Source organism: Rhizobium sp. WYCCWR 11152, assembly GCF_013087615.1.
Lineage (GTDB): Bacteria > Pseudomonadota > Alphaproteobacteria > Rhizobiales > Rhizobiaceae > Rhizobium > Rhizobium indicum.
The window spans coordinates 64,904-86,117 of sequence record NZ_JABFCP010000020.1 but is presented as its reverse complement, the minus strand read 5'-3'; the positions used below and the strand labels follow the sequence as shown (position 1 = coordinate 86,117).

General features: G+C 62.1%; 13 protein-coding genes. 8 read left to right on the top strand and 5 right to left on the bottom strand.

Translation table 11 applies throughout. The features are described 5' to 3' along the window. Positions 1-70 precede the first annotated feature (70 nt). From G9X67_RS27855 to G9X67_RS27825, 7 genes are all read left to right on the top strand, one after another. Entirely contained in the window at positions 71-964 is an 894-nt protein-coding gene (locus G9X67_RS27855) for a LysR family transcriptional regulator (protein WP_003543441.1), read from the top strand. Between the two features lie 135 nt (positions 965-1,099). Next, positions 1,100-1,579 (top strand): formate dehydrogenase subunit gamma, encoded by a 480-nt coding sequence (locus G9X67_RS27850; protein ID WP_138389524.1) that lies wholly within the window; start codon positions 1,100-1,102, stop codon positions 1,577-1,579. Then, the gene (locus tag G9X67_RS27845) at positions 1,576-3,132 is read left to right on the top strand and encodes an NADH-quinone oxidoreductase subunit NuoF (RefSeq protein WP_138331741.1); all 1,557 of its coding nucleotides are present in this window, start codon (positions 1,576-1,578) and stop codon (positions 3,130-3,132) included. Before G9X67_RS27850 ends, G9X67_RS27845 begins: the two co-directional genes overlap by 4 nt. A 57-nt stretch (positions 3,133-3,189) precedes the next feature. Then, positions 3,190-6,069 carry a formate dehydrogenase subunit alpha gene (fdhF, locus tag G9X67_RS27840; protein ID WP_138331740.1) on the top strand — a complete coding sequence of 960 codons (2,880 nt, stop codon included), beginning with the start codon at positions 3,190-3,192 and terminating at the stop codon, positions 6,067-6,069. A 37-nt stretch (positions 6,070-6,106) separates the two neighbouring features. Then, positions 6,107-6,931 carry a formate dehydrogenase accessory sulfurtransferase FdhD gene (gene fdhD / locus G9X67_RS27835; protein ID WP_138331739.1) on the top strand — a complete coding sequence of 275 codons (825 nt, stop codon included), beginning with the start codon at positions 6,107-6,109 and terminating at the stop codon, positions 6,929-6,931. Beyond that, positions 6,921-7,157: a formate dehydrogenase subunit delta gene (locus tag G9X67_RS27830; protein WP_138331738.1), complete on the top strand. Its 237-nt coding sequence runs from the start codon at positions 6,921-6,923 to the stop codon at positions 7,155-7,157. Before fdhD ends, G9X67_RS27830 begins: the two co-directional genes overlap by 11 nt. Before the next feature lie 158 nt (positions 7,158-7,315). Continuing rightward, positions 7,316-8,974, top strand: a complete 1,659-nt coding sequence (locus G9X67_RS27825; RefSeq protein ID WP_171600159.1) for an OFA family MFS transporter — start codon at positions 7,316-7,318, stop codon at positions 8,972-8,974. A 91-nt stretch (positions 8,975-9,065) separates the two neighbouring features. Here the strand turns inward: G9X67_RS27825 and G9X67_RS27820 are convergent, their stop codons facing one another. From G9X67_RS27820 to rocF, 4 genes are all read right to left on the bottom strand, one after another. Further along, positions 9,066-10,826: a PAS domain-containing methyl-accepting chemotaxis protein gene (locus G9X67_RS27820; RefSeq protein WP_138331736.1), complete on the bottom strand. Its 1,761-nt coding sequence runs from the start codon at positions 10,824-10,826 to the stop codon at positions 9,066-9,068. A 291-nt stretch (positions 10,827-11,117) separates the two neighbouring features. Then, positions 11,118-11,594, bottom strand: a complete 477-nt coding sequence (locus tag G9X67_RS27815) for a chemotaxis protein CheW (protein ID WP_003543427.1) — start codon at positions 11,592-11,594, stop codon at positions 11,118-11,120. Positions 11,595-11,927: 333 nt separating this feature from the next. Beyond that, a complete protein-coding gene (gene rocD, locus G9X67_RS27810; RefSeq protein WP_138331735.1) occupies positions 11,928-13,127 on the bottom strand; it encodes an ornithine--oxo-acid transaminase in 1,200 nt (399 codons plus the stop codon). Positions 13,128-13,202: 75 nt separating this feature from the next. Continuing rightward, entirely contained in the window at positions 13,203-14,138 is a 936-nt protein-coding gene (gene rocF, locus G9X67_RS27805) for an arginase (RefSeq protein WP_138331734.1), read from the bottom strand. A gap of 123 nt (positions 14,139-14,261) precedes the next feature. On the opposite strand from rocF, the gene G9X67_RS27800 reads away from it, so the two are divergent. Further along, on the top strand, positions 14,262-14,699 hold the full coding sequence (locus tag G9X67_RS27800) for an Lrp/AsnC family transcriptional regulator (RefSeq protein WP_011653765.1): 438 nt from the start codon (positions 14,262-14,264) through the stop codon (positions 14,697-14,699). Positions 14,700-14,759: 60 nt separating this feature from the next. Here G9X67_RS27800 and G9X67_RS27795 read toward each other — a convergent pair whose 3' ends face one another. After that, the gene (locus G9X67_RS27795) at positions 14,760-21,182 is read right to left on the bottom strand and encodes a translocation/assembly module TamB domain-containing protein (protein WP_138331733.1); all 6,423 of its coding nucleotides are present in this window, start codon (positions 21,180-21,182) and stop codon (positions 14,760-14,762) included. Positions 21,183-21,214 lie beyond the last annotated feature (32 nt).

The following is a 21,214-nucleotide window of genomic DNA, read 5'->3' as shown; positions in this document are numbered from 1 at the left end:
CTTGCGGAGCACGGCTGCTGCGTCAAAGATGAACTGACCCGGATGATGTCACGCCGGATCGGGAGACCGGATGATCGACAAGCTGGAATTCTTCATCGCCCTTGCCAATGAAAAGCATTTTGGCCGCGCCGCGGAGGAGTGCGGGATCTCGCAGCCGACGCTTTCGGCCGCCATCCGGCAGCTCGAGGATCAGCTCGGCGTCATGCTGGTGCAGCGCGGTTCGCGGTTCCAGGGGCTGACGCCGGAGGGGCAGCGCGTGCTCGAATGGGCCCGGCGCATCGTCGGCGATGCCCGCACCATGCGCGAGGAGATGCGCGCCGCGCGCCGCGGTCTTTCCGGCCACATCCGCCTCGCCGCCATTCCGACCGCGCTCGCGATGCTGTCGCGCATCACCACGCCTTTTCAGGAGCGCCATCCCGGCGTGACCTTCTCGATCGTCTCGCGGAATTCGCTGCAGGTGCTGAGCATGCTCGAAAACCTCGAAATCGATGCCGGCATCACCTATCTCGAAAACGAACCGCTCGGCCGCGTCACGACCGTTCCCCTTTATGCCGAGCGCTATAATCTGATCACGGCTGCCGGCAGCCCGCTATCTGATCGCGACAACGTGACCTGGCGGGAGATCGGCGACCTTCGGCTTTGTCTATTGACTGCCGACATGCAGAACCGCCGGATCATCAACCGCCACTTGACGGAAGCAGGCGCCACCGCGCATCCGACGCTCGAATCGAACTCGATGATTGTGTTGTTCTCGCATGTCAGGACTGGACGCTGGGCGAGCATCATGCCGCGCAACGTCGCCAAATCCTTCGGATTTCCAGTGGAAATCCGCATGATCCCGATCGTCGAGCCGGAGGCGCATCATCTGGTCGGCCTTGTTGCGCCTTATCGCGAGCCCTTCACGCCGCTTGTCTCGGCCTTGCTGCATGAAGCGAGAGTGCTCGTGCAAGATGAAGAACTTTGATAGAGAAAACCTATCAAGCAACGAGATAGCTTTATTGATCGCCGGCTGCTTCCCTGAGATGGTGGTGACGGAATAGCACTCGGCCGGGGGAGGCCCGCTATTTCGCAACGAGCAAGCCGCTGGGAGGGCTGCCTTATGACCATTCATATCGCCGAAGGCGATATTGCAGCACGCACCCGAGCCATCGTCGCCGATCTTCGCTTTCTCGAAGGGCCGTTGCTTCCCATTCTGCACGAGGTTCAGCAGGAATTCGGCTATGTGCCGCAGGAAGCCATGCCCGTTATCGCGGAGGAATTGAACCTCTCGCGCGCCGAGGTGCATGGCGTGGTGACCTTCTATCACGATTATCGCGACCATCCCGCCGGCCGGCATGTGCTGAAGCTCTGTCGCGCCGAGGCTTGTCAGTCGATGGGCGGCGATGCGCTGGCCGAACGTGTCAAGGCGCTGCTCGGCATCGATTTTCATCAAACGACGCTCGATGGCGGCGTGACGCTGGAGCCGGTCTACTGTCTCGGGCTCTGCGCCTGCGCGCCGGCAGTTATGCTCGACGGCGAGGTCTATGGCCGGGTCGACGATCAGACGGCGGCGGAACTCGTCGCGGAGGCACGCCGATGACGGTCAGGATATATGTTCCGCGCGATGCCGCAGCGCTGGCGCTCGGGGCCGAAAAGGTGGCAAAGGCGATTGCCCAGGAGATCGCCGCCCGCGGCTTCGATGCCGAGATCGTGCGCAACGGCTCGCGCGGAATGTTCTGGCTGGAGCCGCTGGTGGAGGTCGAGGTTGCCGGCAAGCGCATCGGCTACGGGTCGGTGAAGGCGAAGGATGTGCCTGATCTGTTCGATGCCGGGATGATTGATGGAGGCGAGCATCGGCTCTGTCTCGGGGAGGTTGAAGACCTCCCGTTCCTCAAGGAACAGACCCGCCTGACCTTCGCCCGCTGTGGCGTCACCGATCCGCTTTCGCTTGGCGATTACGAGGCGCATGGCGGTCTTGCCGGCCTTCGCCGCGCCATCTCGATGACACCAGTCGATATCGTCAAGGAAATCACCGATTCCGGCTTGCGCGGTCGCGGCGGCGCCGGCTTTCCCACCGGCATCAAGTGGAAGACCGTTCTCGATGCCGCCGGCGAACGCAAATATATCGTCTGCAATGCCGATGAGGGCGACAGCGGCACCTTTGCCGACCGGATGATCATGGAGGGCGATCCCTTCGTGCTGATCGAGGGCATGGCGATATCAGGGCTCGCGACCGGGGCGACCAAGGGCTTCATTTATACGCGTTCGGAATATCCGCATGCGATCGCTGTCATGACCGAGGCTGTCGGCATCGCACGCCAGGCCGGCATTCTCGGACCATCGGTGCTCGGCTCCGGCCGCGCCTTCGAAATCGAGGTGCGCACCGGCGCCGGCGCCTATGTCTGCGGCGAGGAGACGGCGCTGCTCAACAGTCTCGAGGGCAAGCGCGGTATCGTGCGTGCCAAGCCGCCGCTGCCGGCGCATAAGGGGCTGTTTAACTGTCCGACCGTCATCAACAATGTGATCTCGCTGGCTTCGGTGCCCGTCATCATGGAAAAGGGCGCGGCCTTCTACCGCGATTTCGGCATGGGCCGCTCACGCGGCACCATCCCGCTGCAGATTGCCGGCAATGTCAGATATGGCGGCCTCTTTGAGACGGCCTTCGGTCTTTCGCTCGGAGATATCGTCGACAGGATCGGTGGGGGGACGGCGACGGGACGGCCGGTCAAGGCCGTGCAGGTCGGTGGACCGCTCGGCGCTTATTTCCCCCGGGCGCTGTTCGACACGCCGTTCGATTACGAATCCTTCGCCGCCAAGGACGGGCTGATCGGCCATGCCGGCATCGTCGTCTTCGACGACACGGCCGATATGCTGAAGCAGGCGCGTTTCGCCATGGAATTCTGCGCCGTCGAAAGCTGCGGAAAGTGCACGCCCTGCCGCATCGGCTCGACGCGCGGCGTGGAGACGGCCGACAAGATCGCTCGCGGCATCGAGCCGGAAAAGAACCGGGTGCTGCTTGCCGATCTCTGCAACACGATGAAGTTTGGCTCGCTCTGTGCGCTGGGTGGGTTCACGCCCTATCCTGTGATGAGCGCCATGACGCATTTCCCCGAGGATTTTTCGCCGGCACCTCTGGTGGAGGCGGCGGAATGACGCGTTTTTCATGGAACGCCTGCGCTGACCTCACCATCTCAAGCAAGGAGACCCATCATGTCTCTCATCCATGAAATCGACTACGGCACCCCGGCTTCCAAATCCGAGGCCATGGTGACGCTTACCATCGACGGACAGCAGATCAGCGTGCCGGAGGGCACCTCGATCATGCGCGCCTCAATGGAGGCTGGCATCAAGGTGCCGAAGCTCTGTGCCACCGATATGGTCGATGCTTTCGGCTCCTGCCGGCTCTGCCTCGTCGAGATCGAGGGCCGCAACGGCACGCCCTCCTCCTGCACGACGCCGGTGGCGGCAAACATGGTGGTGCACACGCAGACGGGGCGATTGAAGGATATCCGCCGCGGCGTGATGGAACTCTATATTTCCGACCATCCGCTCGACTGTCTCACTTGCGCAGCCAACGGCGATTGCGAATTGCAGGACATGGCAGGCGCCGTCGGCCTGCGCGCTGTGCGCTACGGCTATGAGGGCGACAATCACGTCAAGGCGCGCAGCAATGGCGACATCAATCTGAAATGGATGCCGAAGGACGAGTCCAATCCCTATTTCACCTATGATCCTTCCAAGTGCATCGTCTGTTCGCGCTGCGTGCGCGCCTGCGAGGAAGTACAGGGAACCTTCGCGCTGACGATCGAGGGGCGCGGTTTTGGCTCGCGCGTTTCGCCCGGCATGCATGAGCATTTCATCGATTCCGAATGCGTCTCCTGCGGCGCCTGCGTCCAGGCCTGCCCGACGGCGACGTTGACGGAGAAGTCGGTGATCCAGATCGGCCAACCGGAGCATTCGGCCGTGACGACCTGCGCCTATTGCGGCGTCGGCTGTTCTTTCAAGGCGGAAATGCGCGGCGAGGAACTGGTGCGCATGGTGCCGTGGAAGGACGGTCAGGCCAATCGCGGCCATTCCTGCGTCAAGGGCCGCTTCGCCTATGGCTATTCCACCCATAAGGACCGCATCCTCAATCCGATGATCCGCGAAAAGGTCAGCGATCCCTGGCGGGAAGTGAGCTGGGATGAAGCCTTCGCGCATGTGGCGCTGGAGTTCCGCCGCATCCAGTATCAATATGGCCGCGAGGCGATTGGCGGCATCACCTCGTCGCGCTGCACCAATGAGGAAACGTATCTGGTGCAGAAGCTGATCCGCGCCGGTTTCGGCAACAACAATGTCGATACCTGCGCCCGCGTCTGCCATTCACCGACCGGTTACGGCCTCGGCCAGACCTTCGGCACGTCGGCGGGCACGCAGGATTTCGACAGCGTCGAGCATTCCGACGTCGTCATCGTCATCGGCGCCAATCCGACCGACGGACATCCGGTGTTCGGCTCGCGGCTGAAGAAGCGGCTGCGCCAGGGCGCCAAGCTCATCGTCATCGACCCGCGCCGCACCGATATCGTCCGCTCGCCGCATATCGAGGCCTCCTATCACCTGCCGCTGAAGCCCGGCACCAATGTCGCGGTCATGACGGCGCTGGCGCATGTGATCGTCACCGAAGGCCTCTTTGACGAGGCGTTCATCCGCGAGCGCTGCGACTGGTCGGAGTTCGAGGATTGGGCCGCCTTCGTCGCCGAACCGCAGCACAGTCCCGAAGAGACCGAGATCTTCACCGGCGTGCCGGCGGCGGATCTGCGCGGTGCGGCACGGCTCTATGCCAAGGGCGGCAATGGCGCGATCTACTATGGGCTCGGCGTCACCGAACACAGCCAGGGCTCGACCACGGTCATCGCCATCGCCAACCTGGCGATGGCGACCGGCAATATCGGCCGTCCCGGCGTCGGCGTGAACCCGCTGCGCGGCCAGAACAATGTGCAGGGCTCCTGCGACATGGGCTCGTTCCCGCACGAACTGCCGGGCTACCGGCACATTTCCGACGATGCGACGCGCGATATCTTCGAAAAGCTCTGGGGCGTGAAGCTCAACAACGAGCCGGGCCTGCGTATTCCGAACATGCTGGATGCAGCAGTCGACGGCTCCTTCAAAGGCATCTACATCCAGGGCGAAGACATCCTCCAGTCCGATCCCGATACCAAACATGTCGCGGCCGGGCTTGCGGCGATGGAATGCGTCGTCGTGCAGGATCTGTTCCTCAACGAGACCGCCAACTACGCCCATGTCTTCCTGCCGGGCTCGACCTTCCTCGAGAAGGACGGCACCTTCACCAATGCCGAACGACGCATCAATCGCGTGCGCAAGGTGATGTCGCCGCGCAACGGCTATGGCGACTGGGAAGTGACGCAGAAGCTTGCCCAGGCGATGGCGCTCGACTGGAATTACACCCATCCGTCGGAGATCATGGACGAGATCGCCGCGACGACGCCGAGCTTCGCGATGGTCTCCTACGACTATCTCGATAAAATGGGCTCGGTGCAGTGGCCCTGCAACGAGAAGAACCCGCTCGGCTCGCCGATCATGCATGTCAACGGCTTCGTGCGCGGCAAGGGCAAGTTCATCCGCACCGAATATGTGGCGACCGACGAGCGTACCGGTCCGCGCTTCCCGCTGCTGCTGACAACCGGCCGCATCCTCAGCCAGTACAATGTCGGAGCGCAAACGCGGCGGACCGAGAATGTCGTCTGGCATGCCGAAGACCGGCTGGAAATCCATCCACACGATGCCGAGCAGCGCGGCGTTCGCGACGGCGACTGGGTGAAGCTCGGCAGCCGCTCCGGCGACACGACGCTCAGGGCGCTGATCACCGATCGCGTCGCGCCGGGTGTCGTCTATACGACCTTCCATCATCCAACGACGCAGGCGAACGTCATCACCACCGATTTCTCCGACTGGGCGACCAACTGCCCGGAATACAAAGTAACGGCGGTGCAGGTCTCGCCCTCTAACGGGCCGAGCGAATGGCAGCTCGAATATGACGAGCAGGCGCGGCAGTCGCGCCGCATCGCCGGCAAGCTCGAGGCGGCGGAGTGACGATGCGGGGGCGGCTCTGTAGGCAGGAACGCGTATCATGACATTCACCGTCACCGCCCGTGCTCCCGAAACCGCCCGCCGCAACGGCGTCCTCCAGACCGGTTCGCGCATCGTGCCGGAAGAGGTGCCGATCGCTTTTTCCTATGGCGGCAGTTCGCATGCGGTGATGATGGCAACGCCTGATGATCTCGAGGATTTTGCGATCGGATTCAGCCTGACCGAAGGGATCATCACCGGGCCGGCGGAGATATCAGGCATCGAGGTCGTCGAGGGCGAGCAGGGGATCGATGTGCAGGTGAGCCTGGTCGACGACGTCGCCGATCGGCTGCGGGCACGACGCCGTAGCATGGCGGGACCGGTCGGCTGCGGGCTCTGCGGCATCGAAACGATCGAACAGGCGGTACGGCCGGTGCCTGACGTTTCGACATCGCCGTTGGCGCTGTCGCATGCGGATATCGTCCGCGCCGTTTCGCTTCTGAACGAGGCGCAGCCGCTGCATCGTGAGACGCGGGCGGTGCATGGCGCCGGGTTCTATCTTCCCGACAGGGGGCTGATTGCCGTGCGCGAAGATGTCGGCCGGCACAATGCGCTGGACAAGCTCTGCGGCGCCGTCATCCGCGCCAGTGAAAGAGGCGGGGATGGCGCCGTCGTCGTCACCAGCCGGCTCTCCGTCGAGATGGTGCAGAAAGCGGCGATCCTCGGCAGCCCGGTGCTCATCGCCATATCGGCGCCGACGGCTCTCGCCATCCGCACGGCCGAAGAAGCCGGCATGACGCTCGTCGCGCTGGTGCGCGGCGAGGATTTCGAGATTTTCACCCACCCGCACCGCATCTCGCCCGGAAGCATTGCCGATGTCGCATGATACCAAGACCAAGCTCGTTTATATGGCAAACCAGATCGCCACCTTCTTCAAGAGCCAGCCGGAAAGCGAGGCAGCGCAGGGGGTCGCCACCCATATCAACAAATTCTGGGACCCGCGCATGCGGCGGCAATTGTTCGAAATTCTGGAGAATGAGGAGAATGGCCTGGACGCGCTCGTGCTTCAGGCCATTCCTCTGATTAGAAAGCCGGAGCCGGTAACACACTAAAGCGCATTCCTCGCGCTTTAGGTATTTATTTCAATGCTTTAATTCCAAAATCCAGGATCGGTCCGTGCGGAAGGGAGGCAGGAGCAACCTGCCTGCGCATGTGCCGGTGGACAGTAAAGGCTGAAATCAAACCAGATTTGAATCAAGGAGGAGTTTTCATGACTGCAGCGGAAACACGTACAGACGGGGCGTTGGCGGGCCTAGGCCTGCTCGATCGGGAAAGGATCGTCGCAAGGCCCGGGTTCAATCGGTGGCTGGTGCCGCCGGCTGCGCTCGCCATCCATCTCTGCATCGGCATGGCCTATGGTTTCAGCGTGTTCTGGCTGCCGCTTTCCAAGTCGCTCGGGATCACGGCCTCGACGGCCTGCCCCGATCTGACACTTGCCTCGGCGCTGTTCACCACGACCTGCGACTGGCGCGTTGCCGACCTCGGCTGGATCTATACGCTGTTCTTCGTTCTGCTTGGTTCGTCCGCCGCCATCTGGGGCGGCTGGCTCGAGCGCACCGGTCCGCGCAAGGCGGGCGTCGTTTCCGCCTGCTGCTGGTGCGGCGGCATCATTCTTGCCGCGATCGGCGTCATCACCCATCAGCTCTGGCTGATGTGGTTGGGTGCCGGCGTCATCGGCGGCATCGGTCTCGGTCTCGGCTACATCTCGCCGGTCTCGACGCTGATCAAATGGTTTCCCGACCGGCGCGGCATGGCGACCGGTATGGCGATCATGGGCTTCGGCGGCGGTGCGATGATCGGCGCCCCATTGGCCAACCTGCTGATGAATACTTTCAAGACCGACAGTTCGGTCGGCGTCTGGCAGACCTTCATCGTCATGGCGGTGATCTATTTCGTCTTCATGATGGGCGGCGCCTTCGGCTATCGCATTCCGCCGGCCGGCTGGCGTCCCGAGGGTTGGACGCCGCCTGCAGCCAAGAGCACGATGATCACCACCAAACATGTGCACCTGCGCGATGCCCACAGGACAAAACAGTTCTGGCTGATCTGGGCGGTGCTTTGCCTCAACGTTTCGGCCGGTATCGGCGTTATCGGCATGGCCTCGCCAATGCTGCAGGAAATCTTCGCCGGTTCGCTGATCGGCCTGCCGGATGTCGGCTTCGCCCAGCTCGACGCCGGGCAGAAGGCATCGATCGCCACGATCGCCGCCGGTTTCGCCGGTTTGCTGTCGCTCTTCAACATCGGCGGACGATTCTTCTGGGCGTCGCTGTCCGACAAGATCGGCCGCAAGAATACCTATTATTGCTTCTTCGTCCTCGGCATCGTGCTCTATGCGCTGGCGCCCACTTTCGCAGGCATGGGCAACAAGGCGCTGTTCGTTCTCTCCTTCGGCATCATCCTGTCGATGTACGGCGGCGGCTTCGCGACGATCCCGGCCTATCTTGCCGATATTTTCGGCACGCAGTTCGTCGGCGCCATCCACGGCCGGCTGCTGACGGCCTGGGCAACGGCCGGCATCGTCGGGCCCGTCGTCGTCAACTATATCCGCGAAGCGCAGATTGCCGCCGGCGTTGCACCCGGGCCAACCCTCTATACCGGCACCATGTATATCCTCGCCGGCATGCTGGCGGTCGGGCTGATCGCCAATGCGCTGATCAGGCCTCTTTCGGACAAGTGGTTCATGTCCGATGACGAGGTTGCTGCGCTGCAGGCGAAGTCGGCGGCGGTCAATGCCGGCCCGACGGGTTCCTTCGGCATCGGCACTGGCGGGCTGGACGCCAAGGCGATGCTTGCCTGGGCCGTCGTCGGCATTCCGCTGCTGTGGGGTGTCTGGGTAACGCTGAGGGCAACCTTCGCGCTGTTCGGCTAAGCCATCAAAGCGCGTCGCATGGGTTTCATGCGGCGCGCTTTATCTTCGTATACAGCGCATCTGATCAAAGTGCCGCCTGCACCGGTATGGTTCAGAACTCTTCCCAGCTCTGGGCGGTCGCTGCGCCTGCACTATGCGCCTTTGCGACACGTGAAACGAGGTGCAGCGCCGGTGAGCCCGCCTGTCTTGGCCCAGCTCCGCCGATGGACTGCGTTTGACCCGGTAGGCGGAACCTCGCCAGCAGGACACGCAGCGTTTCGGCTTCTCTCGCAAGGCTGTGGCTGGCGGCGGTACTTTCTTCGACCATCGCGGCATTTTGCTGGGTTGCCTGATCCAGCGTATTGACCGCCTGGTTGATTTCCTTGAGGCCGGTTGCCTGTTCCCTGGAGGCTTCGACGATGGCGACGACATTGCCGTTGATATCGCCGACCTGTGCGACGATCGCCTCGAGCGCCTTGCCGGTCTCGCCGACGAGGCCGACGCCGTTCTTGACATGCTCGCCCGACGTGTTGATCAGTGCCTTGATCTCCTTGGCAGCTTTGGCGGAGCGCTGGGCGAGCTCCCGCACTTCCTGAGCCACGACCGCAAAGCCCTTGCCGGCTTCACCGGCGCGGGCCGCCTCGACGCCGGCATTCAGCGCAAGCAAGTTCGTCTGGAAGGCGATGTCGTCGATGACGCCGATGATGTTGGTGATCTCGCGGGAGGACTGTTCGATCTGACCCATGGCGGCGACGGCATTGCGGACCACGACGCCGGAATGTTCGGCGCCCTGTTTGGTGATGGCGACGAGGCGACCCGCCTCGTCGGCGCTACGGCTGGAATCGTTGACGGTCGTGGTGATCTCCTCCAACGCGGCGGCCGTCTCTTCGATCGATGCTGCTTGCTGTTCCGTTCGCTTGGAGAAGGAGTCGGCCGCTGCGCCGATCTCGCTCGACCCTGCGGCGATCGCACCGGCATTCTCACCGATCGTCTTGATGGTCTCGGATAGGCCTTTGACAGCGGTGTTGAAATCGTGCCGCAGCTGCTCCATCGATGGAACGAAAGGCGTGTCCACCGTTCTTGTCAGGTCGCCTTCGGAGAGATTGCGCAGCGCTGTGCCGAGAAGGGAAATGGCGCTCATGCGCTGGGTAACGTCGGTCGCGAACTTCACGATCTTGTAGACTTTGCCGTCGGCATCGAGGATCGGGTTGTAGGCCGCCTGTATCCAGATTTGCCGGCCACCCTTGCCGAACCTGACAAATTCGTTGGCGATGAACTCGCCGTGCGCCAACCGCTTCCAGAAGTTGGTGTAGTCGGCCGTATCCGTATAGGCACGATCGCAGAACATGCTGTGGTGCTTGCCGGTGATCTCGGCGAGCGAATACCCCATGGCATTGCAGAAATTCTCGTTGGCGGTCAGGATTTCACCCACCGGGGTAAATTCGATCACCGCCTGCGAGCGCGAGATCGCCTCCAGCTTGCCGGAATCCTCCACCGCCTTCTTTTTCGTTGCGGTGATGTCGGCCGCGAATTTCACGACCTTGTATGGTTTGCCCCCTTTGAAAACCGGATTGTAGGACGCCTGGATCCATATTTCCCGATTGCCCTTGGCAAAGCGTTTGTAGGCGCCGGCGTCATATTCGCCGCGCCCGAGCCGCGCCCAGAATTCGCGATACTCCGCGGTTGCCGTATAAGCCCGCTCGCAGAACATGCCGTGATGCTTACCAACGATCTCGCTCAAGCTGTATCCAAGCGCGTTGCAGAAATTTTCGTTCGCCTTGAGGATATTTCCTTTGAGATCGAATTCTATGATCGCCTGCGATTTGGAGATGGCATCAAGAATGTATTTCGTATCGGAGCTTAGACCAAACATTCCTGTCCCTTTGAGATGCGCAGCTTTGCTGCTTAGGCTGGTAGACGCAAAGGTCGACGAGGAGTGCCGGTCCCGGGACGAACCGTTGACCGGTTCGCAATCCCAATGTGCCGCAAACGTGTCATCCGAACGCTTCACAATCATGCTGACGGGGCATGGTTAATATTGCGTATAAAAGCTGTTGCTAATTTTATGATGTCAGGATGAAAGTCGCAGCTTAGCCGGGTGTCTGGCGCAATAAAAAACCGCCTGAGAGGGCGGTTTTTCAATAAATTAGTGGTTTTTCAAAGATCAGGCGGCCAGTTCATCCGTCTCGTTTTCCTTGAACATCTTGGCGAGGTTCAGGAAGCAGATCATGCCATTCTCCGAGGCGATGATGCCTTCGCAATAGGCCCGGTCGAAGGAGGCGGTTACCTCGGGCACCGGCTGGACCTGGCTGGACGAGATGGTGAGAATGTCCGAGACGCGGTCGACCAGCATGCCGATGACCATGCTGTGAACTTCGGCGACGACGATGGCGCTGCGCTCATTGGCGACCGTGCTCTTCATGCCGAGCTTGAAAGCAAGATCGATGATTGGGATCACCGAGCCGCGCAGGTTCATGACACCGATGACATCGGCCGGTGCATGCGGGATCGGCGTCGACGGCGCCCAGCCGCGGATTTCGCGGATGGTCGTGGTCTTGACGCAGAATTCCTGATCATGCAGGCGGAAGGCAATAATTTCGAGCGTATCGCCGCTGAAGTTAGTCGAATTGATCGTGGCCATTAGAATTCTTCCCAACTATCGTAAGCCAGGGCAGAAGCGGATGCGCCACCATTGGCGCGGACAAGCTTTGCCTTCATACCACGCGATGGCTTTGCGCTCGGCGAAGCATCGTTACGGTTATCGATGACTTTAGCGAAAGAGTGTTGCCCAAATCTAAATTGAAAGACGAGATTGAGAAGGTTTTTAAGCTCGGATGAAGGGGAGGCAGTTTTGCTGCCGATCTCCTCCAGCCGATATTTTTGCAGCAATTCAAAGTGCTACAGCGTCCTTTGCGCGTCTAAAAGACGCGCGGCGCTGCAGTCGGGATTCTGAAGAAGAATTTCGCCGATTTACTCAGCTTATCGTCTTTTCGATATGCGAGACCGCCCAATCGACCTGCTCCCTTGATATGACCAGTGGCGGAGCGAGGCGAATCGTGTGGTCGTGGGTGTCCTTGGCGAGAAGGCCGCGCTCCTTCAGCGCATGGCAATATTGCCGGGCGCCGCCGGCTTCGGGTTCCAGCTCGATGGCCATCATCAGGCCGCGGCCGCGTACGTCCCTGACGATGTTCGAGCGGATCGATCTCAGGCCTTCGAGGAAGTAGTCGCCCATAACAGCGGCGTTCTCGATCATGCCCTCTTCCGCCAACACCTTGAGTGCTGCGCGCGCCACTGCGCAGGCGAGCGGATTGCCGCCGAAGGTCGAACCGTGCTGGCCGGGCTTCAGCACGCCCAGAACTTCGGAATTCGAAAGCACGGCCGACACCGGATAGAAGCCGCCGGACAGCGCCTTGCCGATCAGCGTCACGTCGGCCTCGATGCCTTCGTGCTCCTCGGCCAGCAGCTTGCCGGTACGGCCGAGGCCGGTCTGGATCTCGTCGAGGATGAGGGTGACGTTGTTTGCCGTGCAAAGCTCGCGGATGCGGGTGAAATAGCCCGACGGCGGGATGATGACGCCGGCTTCCCCCTGGATCGGTTCGATCAGGGCGGCCACGGTATTGCTGTTGATTGCGGCGGCGAAAGCCTCGGCATCGCCGAAGGGAATGATGCGGAAACCTGACGTGTAGGGGCCGAAACCGCTGCGGGCATCGGGATCTGTGGAGAAACTGATGATGCTCAGCGTGCGGCCGTGGAAATTATCGGCGCAGACGATGATTTCCGCCTTGCCCTCCGACACGCCCTTGACCTCGTAACCCCATTTGCGCACCGCCTTGATGGCGGTCTCCACCGCTTCGGCGCCGGAATTCATCGGCAGGATCTTATGCGAGCCGGTGAGAGCCGCGAGCTCTTCGTAGAGATAGGCGAGCTGATCATTGCGGAAGGCGCGGGAGGTGAGCGTCAGCCTGCCTGCCTGTTCGACCATGGCGGCGAGGATTTTCGGATGGCAGTGGCCCTGGTTGACGGCGGAATAGGCCGAGAGACAATCGAGATAACGGTTGCCGTCGGTATCCCAGACATAAACACCTTCGCCACGCGTCAGCACCACGTCGAGCGGCTTGTAGTTATGGGCGCCGAGCCGTTGTTCCGTGGCGATCAGTTTTTCCGAAGTGTTCATGGTCGTACTCCCTCTAATCTTATTTCACGCATGTCGTTATCGCAAAACCGCTGCACACTTTTGCTCGACATGCTCTTATGCAGCGCGTGTCGGACGATCGAAGATACGGCGGCCGAAGAGGCTTGCCGTCAGCTCGACCAGGATGCGGGCGCTCTTGCCGCGATCGTCGAGAAACGGATTGAGCTCGACGAGATCGAGCGACGAGACGAGGCCGCTGTCCGAAAGCATTTCCATGACCAGATGCGCCTCGCGAAAAGTCGCGCCGCCAGGCACCGTCGTGCCGACGCCGGGGGCAATCTCGGGATCGAGGAAATCGAGGTCGAGGCTGACATGCAGCAGGCCGTTCGCCTTGGTGACGACATCGAGGATCTCACGCATGATGGCGCCGATGCCCTGCTCGTCGATCGCGCGCATGTCGAAGACATTGACGCCGTGTTCGTGGATTTCCTCGCGCTCGCGCGCATCGACCGAACGGATGCCGACCTGGAAGACATTCTTCGGATCGACGAACGGACGGTCGTTCGGCAGGATCTCGGCGAACTCCGCCTCGCCGCAGAAGAAGGCGACCGGCATGCCATGAATATTGCCGGAGGGCGACGTCGCCGGAGAATTGAAATCGGCATGGGCATCGAGCCAGAGCACGAAGAGCGGGCGGCCTTTGCTGGCGGCATAGCGGGCCATTCCGGAGACGCTGCCCATGGAAAGGCTGTGGTCGCCGCCAAGAATCAGCGGGAAACGGCCGGAGGCGGCCACGTCGTGGACGCTGCTTTCGAGGGCGCGCGTGAAGGCGCCGACGATCCTCAGATTGTGGGCTTTTGGATGGTTCGGCAGATCCATCGCCGGCACGATCCTGAGATCGCCGATATCGGCGACGTCATGGCCAAGCTCGATCAGCGTCTGGTCGACGCCGGCTATGCGCAGGGCCGCGGGGCCCATGGCAGCCCCTCTGCGGCCGGAGCCTTCTTCCAGCGGCGCGCCGATGAGGGTGACAGATCGCGATTGCGCATTCATGTGGAGGGCTCCGTGTTGAGGCCTGTTTCGGCCGATAGTGGGACAAAGGGCTGGCGGCAAAAAGATGGAAAAGTGTCAGAAATGGACTATGATTGCGCAGATTGATAAACCCATTTTGACAAAGTGATCAGCGTGGATGATCTCGACACCGAACTTCTGAGTGCACTTCGCCATAACGCCCGGATTTCCGTCTCCTCGCTTGCGGCGATGACCGGCGCATCGCGGGCAACGGTTGCCACCCGTATCGACCGGCTGGTGGCCAGCGGCACCATCGTCGGCTTCACCATCCGCACCGGCCATGAGACGCGCTCCGCCGGCGTGCGCGCCATCGTCATGATCGAGGTGCTCGGCAAGCTCGCCGACAGGGTGGCCGATCAGTTAAGGGGCCTGCCGCAGGTGCGCGCGCTTCACAGCACCAACGGCAAATGGGATTTCGTCGCCGAACTCGAGGATCGCGACCTTGCCGCCTTCGACGAGACGCTGCGCCGCATCCGGCTAATCAACGGCATCAATTCGACCGAGACCAACATCCTTCTGAAGACCAGCAAAACCGGTTTCTAAGCCGGCTTAAAGCTCGTGCATGCTGTCCTCAAACGGCTGCACAGCTTCTTGCGAGAGGCATCAATATTCCCGTTCGTAGACAATCCCGGCTTCGCCCTCACCGTTGCCACCGGCCCCCCCGCGCAGCTTGACGCCGCGGCCGACATCGAGGTTGATCACCGCCTTGGCGCCAGCCGAACCGCCCTGCTGCAACTCGAAATAGGTGCGGTCGTTGAGATAGCGGCCGACGCTGACGCTCGTCTGGCCCTTGGAATCGGTGCTGACGTCGAAATCGTCGACGCCGAGCTGGTTGCGCAGGCCTTCGAAAAGCGAGGTGGAGCGGTTGCCGGCCAGCTGACTGACGGCGTCGGCGAGCTGGGCGATCTGCACCGGCGAGAGCTTCGACATCGACTGGCCGAAGATCAGCTGCGCCAGCACTTCGTCCTGCGGCAGCTCGGGGGACGAGGAAAAGGTGATCGCAGGGTCGGTGGCGAGGCCGGCGACGTCGACCGTCAGCGTCGTCGAGCCGGAGGCCGAGGTCGCTTCCATATCGAGCGCCGGCGTCAGGTCGCCGGCGAAGGTGATCCTGCTCTTGTCGGAAAAATCCAGCCGGCGGTTGAGAATGGTCATGCGGCCGCGGCGCATGGTGAAACCGCCGGTCACGATGGGTGCAGCCGCCGTTCCGCGGATCGTCACCAGACCGCCAAGCTCGGCATCGATGCCGCGGCCGCGCACGAAGATATGCGAGGGCGCGTCGATTTCGAGATCCAGCGTGATCACGGAGGATTTCTCTCCGGGTTTCTGCTCGCCGTCATCCCGCAACTGCGCAAGTACAGCCCGCGGCGCATTCTTATGCCGAATGTCGATTTCTCTCAGCGAGGTGGGCAATTTTTCCGGGACCGTGATCGAGGTCTTGTCCAGTCGAAGCTTGCCGCTTAGCGTCGCATTGGTGATCGGCCCGCGCAGGCCGACCGTGCCATTGACTGTCGAGACGACAAGGGTTCCATCGACATAGACCGCCTTGTCGAGCTTGATCGAAATGTCAGCGGGAAAACCTCCGGCCGGCTGGATGCCGATGGTGCCGCTGGCCGAAATCGTACCGCCGCCGCCAAGGTTGCCGGTGAGGCGCGATATCACGGCCTGGCTGCCATTGAAGGTCACGGTCGCCGTCAGATTGTTGACGGCCATATTGCGCCGAACGTCGACGAGCTTTGCGCCATTGGTCGAGACAGTGCCGTTGATGACGGGTGCTGCGGCCGTTCCGCCAATCTGCAGGTTGACGGTGGCGACGCCGTCCGCGACGAGGCCCTGTTGCGCAAGCGGGGCGCCGAGCACGGCGAAAGGAAGATTGCCTGTGAAGCGCATGTCCATAGCGCGATTGCCTGTGATGACGACGCTGCCGCCGCCCTTCAGCGACATGCCGGCGTCACCGGCAAGACTGGTATCGACCGTCAGCTTGTTTCCGGCAAGTTTGCCTGATGCGCCGATGCTGAACGGCGAAAGGCCGGCACCTTTTGTCTGGCTCGTCGCTGCGTTCTTCCAGTCGACCTTGAAGTCGACGGAGGGCGCCGATAGCGCGCCGGTGGCTTTTACGGTCGCAGAGACCGCGCCCTCGGCTGCAAGGCCGGGAACGAAGCCGTTGGCAATGCCGGCCGGAAGATTGTTAGTATTCGCCGTGACATCGAGCGACCGGATCGACGTGCCGGCGATGGCAAGATTGCCGGCAGCTTTCAGCGCGATGCCGCCGTCGCCGTTGAGGGCGGCATCGAAATCCAGCCTGTCACCGGTGTATTTTCCCGTCGCCGCCAGCGCAAGGCGAGATAGGCCGGCAGCCTTGGTGTAGCTGGTCGCGGCATCCTTCCAGTCGAGCTTGAAATCGACGATCGGATTTGCCGGCGTTCCCGACGTGACGGCACTTGCCGAAAGCGTGCCTTCGGCGCCGAGACCGGGAACGAAGGCATTTGCGATATTTGCCGGCAGCGCCGGAATATCGGCATTGATCGAAAGGTCCCGGATGGCCGTTCCCGCGATCGTCACGCCGCCCGTCGCCTTGGCCAACACACCGTCCTTACCGGCGAGATTGGCGTCGAAATCGACCCTGTCGTTGGCGAATTTGCCGGAGGCTGCAGCACTCAGGCCCGAAAGGCCGCTGCTCTTGGTCTGGGCGGTCGCGGCGTTCTTCCAGTCGAGCTTGAAATCGACCGCCGGCTTCGGAAGCGCGCCGGAAGCGGATGCCGTTCCCGAGACAGTGCCTTCGGCGGCAAGACCCGGGACGAAGCCGTTGGCGAGGCCTGCCGGAAGGTTGGCGAGATCGGCCTTGACGTCAAGATCGCGGACCGACGTGCCTGAAATCGCGACGTTGCCGGCGGCCTTCAGCGAGAGGCCGTCCTTGCCGGCGAGATTGGCATCGAAATCGAGCCGGTTGTCGGCGAAGCGTCCCGATGCGGCAAGTGCGAGGCCAGAGAGGCGAGCGCTTCTGGTCTGGCTGGTCGCAGCATCCGTCCAGTCGAGCTTGAAGTCGGCTTTCGGTGCGGCGGGTGTGCCGGCGGCGGACAGGGTGCCTGATATCGTGCCGCCGGCCGCCAGATCGGGAACGAAGGCATTGGCGAGACTGGCCGGAAGCTTGGCGATCTCGGCATCGACCTTGATGCTGTCGATCGCCGTACCGGCCAATGCGACATTGCCAATGGCCTTCAGCGAGAGGTCTTTGTCGCCGCTCGCTGCCGCATTGAAATCAAGCTTGTTGTCGGCAAATTTTCCCGATGCGGTCACGCCGATCGCGGCAAGGCCGGCACGTTTCGTGTGGCTCGTCGCAGCATCTTTCCAATTGAGATCGAAATTGGCGGCCGGAGCGGAAAGAGAGCCGCTGGCCGAGACCGTTCCTGAGATCGCGCCTTCGGCGGCGAGATCGGGAACGAAGCTGTTTGCGATATTTGCAGGGATATTTGCCAGCGCGGCGTCGACCTTGACATTGCCGACTGTCGTGCCGGTGACGGCGATATTGCCGTTAGCCTTCAGCGAGACGCCGTTGGCGCCGCCGATCACGGTGTCGAAATCGAGCTTATTGTCTGCGAATTTTCCCGATGCCTTCAGGCCAAGATCCGCAAGGCCGGCGCGTTTCGTCTGGGTCGTCGCAGCGTTTTTCCAATCCAGATCGAAATTGGCAGTGGGAGCAGCGAGCGAGCCGGAGGCCGCTACCCTTCCTGAGATCGTCCCTTCGGCGGCGAGATCGGCGACGAAGCTGTTTGCGATGCTTGCGGGAACATTTGCCAGCGCGGCGTCGACCTTGACGTTGCCGATCGTCGTGCCGGTGATGGCGACATTGCCGTTTGCTTTCAGCGAGAGGCTGTTGGCGCCGCCGATCACTGTATCGAAATCGAGCTTGTTGTCGGTGAATTTTCCGGATGCCTTCAGGCCAAGATTCGCAAGGCCGGCGCGTTTGGTCTGGCTCGTCGCGGCATTCTTCCAATCGAGATCGAAATTGGCGGTGGGTGCAGCGAGGGAGCCGGCGGCCGCCACTTTTCCTGTAATCGTGCCTTCGGCGGCGAGATCGGGAACGAAACCGTTGGCGATGCGGGCAGGCAAGTTGAGGATATCGGCGTTGACATCAAGTACCGGTGCCTTCGGGTCGGCGAGCGCGAGATTGCCGGCGGCCTTCAGCGAGAGGCCGTCATTGCTGCCGACCGTGGTGTCGAAATCGAGCTTGTTATCAGCGAATTTGCCACTGGCGGTGATGCCGAGCGGTGCCAGGCCGGCTCCCTTTGTCTGGCCCGTCGTCGCATCCTTCCAGTCGAGCTTGAAGTCGGCGACCGGTGCTGCCGGCGTTCCGGTCACGGCAATCGTTCCGGAGATCGTGCCGCCGGCTGAGAGATTCGGCACGAAACCGTTGGCAAGCGCTGCCGGCAGCTCGCGGATGTCTGCATCGATCTTCAGCGTTTCGCCGGCGGAACCGGTGACCGTCACCGAGCCGGTGCCGGTTTTCAGCATCAGTCCGTTCAGGCTGGCGGCACCGCCGCCGATTGAGACCTGCGTCGGTGCGGCAAGCTCGATCGGGATATTGCGGGGGCTTGCCGAGAAGCGATCGAGGTTCAGGTGCATCGTGCCGTCGGCCGCTTCGATATTACCGGCGGCCAGTACGGGATTGCCGTCATAGGCAGCATCGAGATCGAAATCGGTATGATCTTGCTGCTTGGCAAAATCGAGCGAAAGGCCGGCGAGCCTGTTCGTTCCGGCACTCACCTCCTCGGCCTTGACCGTGCCGTTAGCCGCAAGGACTTTGAGATCGCTGACCGTGACATCGATATCCGGCTTGACGATCGCAAGCGTATCACGGCGGATGGAGCCGCCGGTCGCAAGCAGCTTGAGCGCAATCCTGCCGCCATCGCTGCTGACGCCGAGCGACCCTTTGAGATCGCCTTCGGCCTTTTGTCCGCCGAGTGCGGCGAGCAGGCCGATATTGGGGAAATCGAAGGTCAGCGCGCCTGTCGGCTCAAGGGAAGACGAGAATTCCACATTGCCGGTCAGCCGGTTGCCGCCGATGTCGGCGGTCAGCGCCGGAATGCTTATCTTGCCGTCCTGCGAGGTGATGTTGCCGTTGATGCCGATCGGTTGGCCATCGATTGTGCCGGTGGCGGCGATCTTGCCCTGCGGCGCCTTGGGATCGGCGAGACCCGACAGGTCGATATTGAGGTTGCCGAGCACGCGGTCGGCCATTTTAAGGCTGGGCGCCTTGAGATTGGCCGTGACGGAGATTGCCGGGAGCTCACCTCCCACTCTCAACGCATAACCCGCCCCGCCGCTGGCGCCGGGGATGAGCTTGTCGATGTCAGGCAACCGGCCGGAGAGATCGGCGTTCAAGATCCCGCCGTCGAGCGCGACGTTGCCCGCGGCTTCGAGCGTGCCGGACTTCAGGACGAGGTTGGACAGCGCGAATTTCGACGGGATGGTGCCGACCACCTGGCTCTCGAGCGAGATCGGCCCGTCGAACTTGCCTGTTGCCGCAGCCGGCAGGGCTGCCGGGTTGATCATGAGCTTGAGGTTGCCGGTCAGCGCTTGGTCCGTCAGCCGATAGGAGCCGTTGAGGCTGCCGTTGATATTGGCGCTTTCTACGGTAGTGCCGTTGAAGCCGATGCCGGAGGGTGAGATCTGCAGGGGCGAGGCGATCGTGATCGGGCCCTGGACCGCGCGATTGAGGTTCGGCTCGGCAAAGGTCGCGTCGCCGGCAACGAGGCGCAGCTGGACGCTGCCGGAACGGGCGGCGAGATTGAAGGCGTCGCTCTTTGCGGTCAGCTTGATGTTGCCGATATTGGCCTGCGGCAGGGTTGCGCTGTCGAGCGAGCCGCTGACGTTCAGTCGGGCGGTCTGCGCATCGCCTGTTAGCGCCAGGTTGAGGCCTGATATCAGGAAGCGGGCTTCGCCTTCGGCGAGCGGCCAGCGGAAATCGACAGGCCCCGACGTGCCGAGCAGATTGGCGTTCAGGCTGTTGTTGCCGGCAGGATCGAGGGTGCCCGAGGCGGCGATCACAACGCTGCCGGTGGCGATATTGCCGGTCTGGATATCGATCTTGCCGTGATTGTCGAAGGTGGTGGCAAGATCGATATTGGTCTGGCCGGCAAAAAGCGGCCGGAATGCCGATGGAAGCAGCGAGCTCAGGTCACCGCCGCCTTTGAGGTCGAGGTGGTGCAGCCCGTCTTCCGTAATCTGGTGCCGAGCTTCGATTGCGGCACGTTGCTGCCCGTCTAGGGCAGCCTGCAATTTGCCTTTCCAATCGGATATCGGCCCCTGGCCATCGAGATCGATGTTGACGGCCGGGCTGTCCGGCAGGCCGAGAAAGCCCGCCAGCAGTCCGCCCTTCGGCTCGGACAGCTGCGCCTTCAGTCGCAGCCGGTTTTCGGCTGGCGCAAAAGCGATGTCGGCGGCAAGCCGCGCATCCGGAACCGCGTGACGGCTGACATTGACGACGGCCTCGCCGCCATCGCCGTTCGCCGAAAGGCTGCCTTCGGCGGCCAGCGCAAAGGCGCGGCCGGCAACGGGTGCGGCAAGTTTGATATCGGGCAGCGCGATGCGGTCGACATCGACTTTGATCGGAAGGCTGAATCCGCCGGAATTTTCAGCTTGGGGCCGCGAGGGCAGGGTGCGTACCGGCTTGCGCAGCACGTTGATCGCTTCGATCTCGAAGCGTTTGGCATGGAAGGTTCCGGTCAGCAGCGCAAGCGGATTCCAGTCGATCGCGACGCCATGAATTTCCGCAAAGACGCCCCTGGTGTCGGAGATGGAGATCTCGGCGGCGCGAAGCCCGCCGGTCAAAAGGCCTTGCGGTTCGCGAACCTCGATCGTCATGTCGCGATTGGACAGCGTGGAGGCTATCTTTTCGGTGACGATGCGGGCACCAAAACTGGTGAAGCCGAAGATCGCCAGTGCTACGACCGCGAGAATCAACGTGGCGCCGACGACATAGCCGGTGAGCCGTACGACCCAGTTGACGATTTTTGTCAGCGTTTGCATCGGCGCGGACACTACCCCGTTTTCATGACGGC

Coding starts and splice junctions, on each gene's coding strand:
- G9X67_RS27830 (WP_138331738.1), top strand. CDS start 6,921: ATGTCGCATGATACCAAGACCAAGCTCGTTTATATGGCAAACCAGATC.
- G9X67_RS27825 (WP_171600159.1), top strand. CDS start 7,316: ATGACTGCAGCGGAAACACGTACAGACGGGGCGTTGGCGGGCCTAGGC.
- G9X67_RS27795 (WP_138331733.1), bottom strand. CDS start 21,182: ATGCAAACGCTGACAAAAATCGTCAACTGGGTCGTACGGCTCACCGGC.
- fdhD (WP_138331739.1), top strand. CDS start 6,107: ATGACATTCACCGTCACCGCCCGTGCTCCCGAAACCGCCCGCCGCAAC.
- G9X67_RS27850 (WP_138389524.1), top strand. CDS start 1,100: ATGACCATTCATATCGCCGAAGGCGATATTGCAGCACGCACCCGAGCC.
- fdhF (WP_138331740.1), top strand. CDS start 3,190: ATGTCTCTCATCCATGAAATCGACTACGGCACCCCGGCTTCCAAATCC.
- G9X67_RS27845 (WP_138331741.1), top strand. CDS start 1,576: ATGACGGTCAGGATATATGTTCCGCGCGATGCCGCAGCGCTGGCGCTC.
- rocD (WP_138331735.1), bottom strand. CDS start 13,127: ATGAACACTTCGGAAAAACTGATCGCCACGGAACAACGGCTCGGCGCC.
- G9X67_RS27815 (WP_003543427.1), bottom strand. CDS start 11,594: ATGGCCACGATCAATTCGACTAACTTCAGCGGCGATACGCTCGAAATT.
- G9X67_RS27820 (WP_138331736.1), bottom strand. CDS start 10,826: ATGTTTGGTCTAAGCTCCGATACGAAATACATTCTTGATGCCATCTCC.
- G9X67_RS27855 (WP_003543441.1), top strand. CDS start 71: ATGATCGACAAGCTGGAATTCTTCATCGCCCTTGCCAATGAAAAGCAT.
- rocF (WP_138331734.1), bottom strand. CDS start 14,138: ATGAATGCGCAATCGCGATCTGTCACCCTCATCGGCGCGCCGCTGGAA.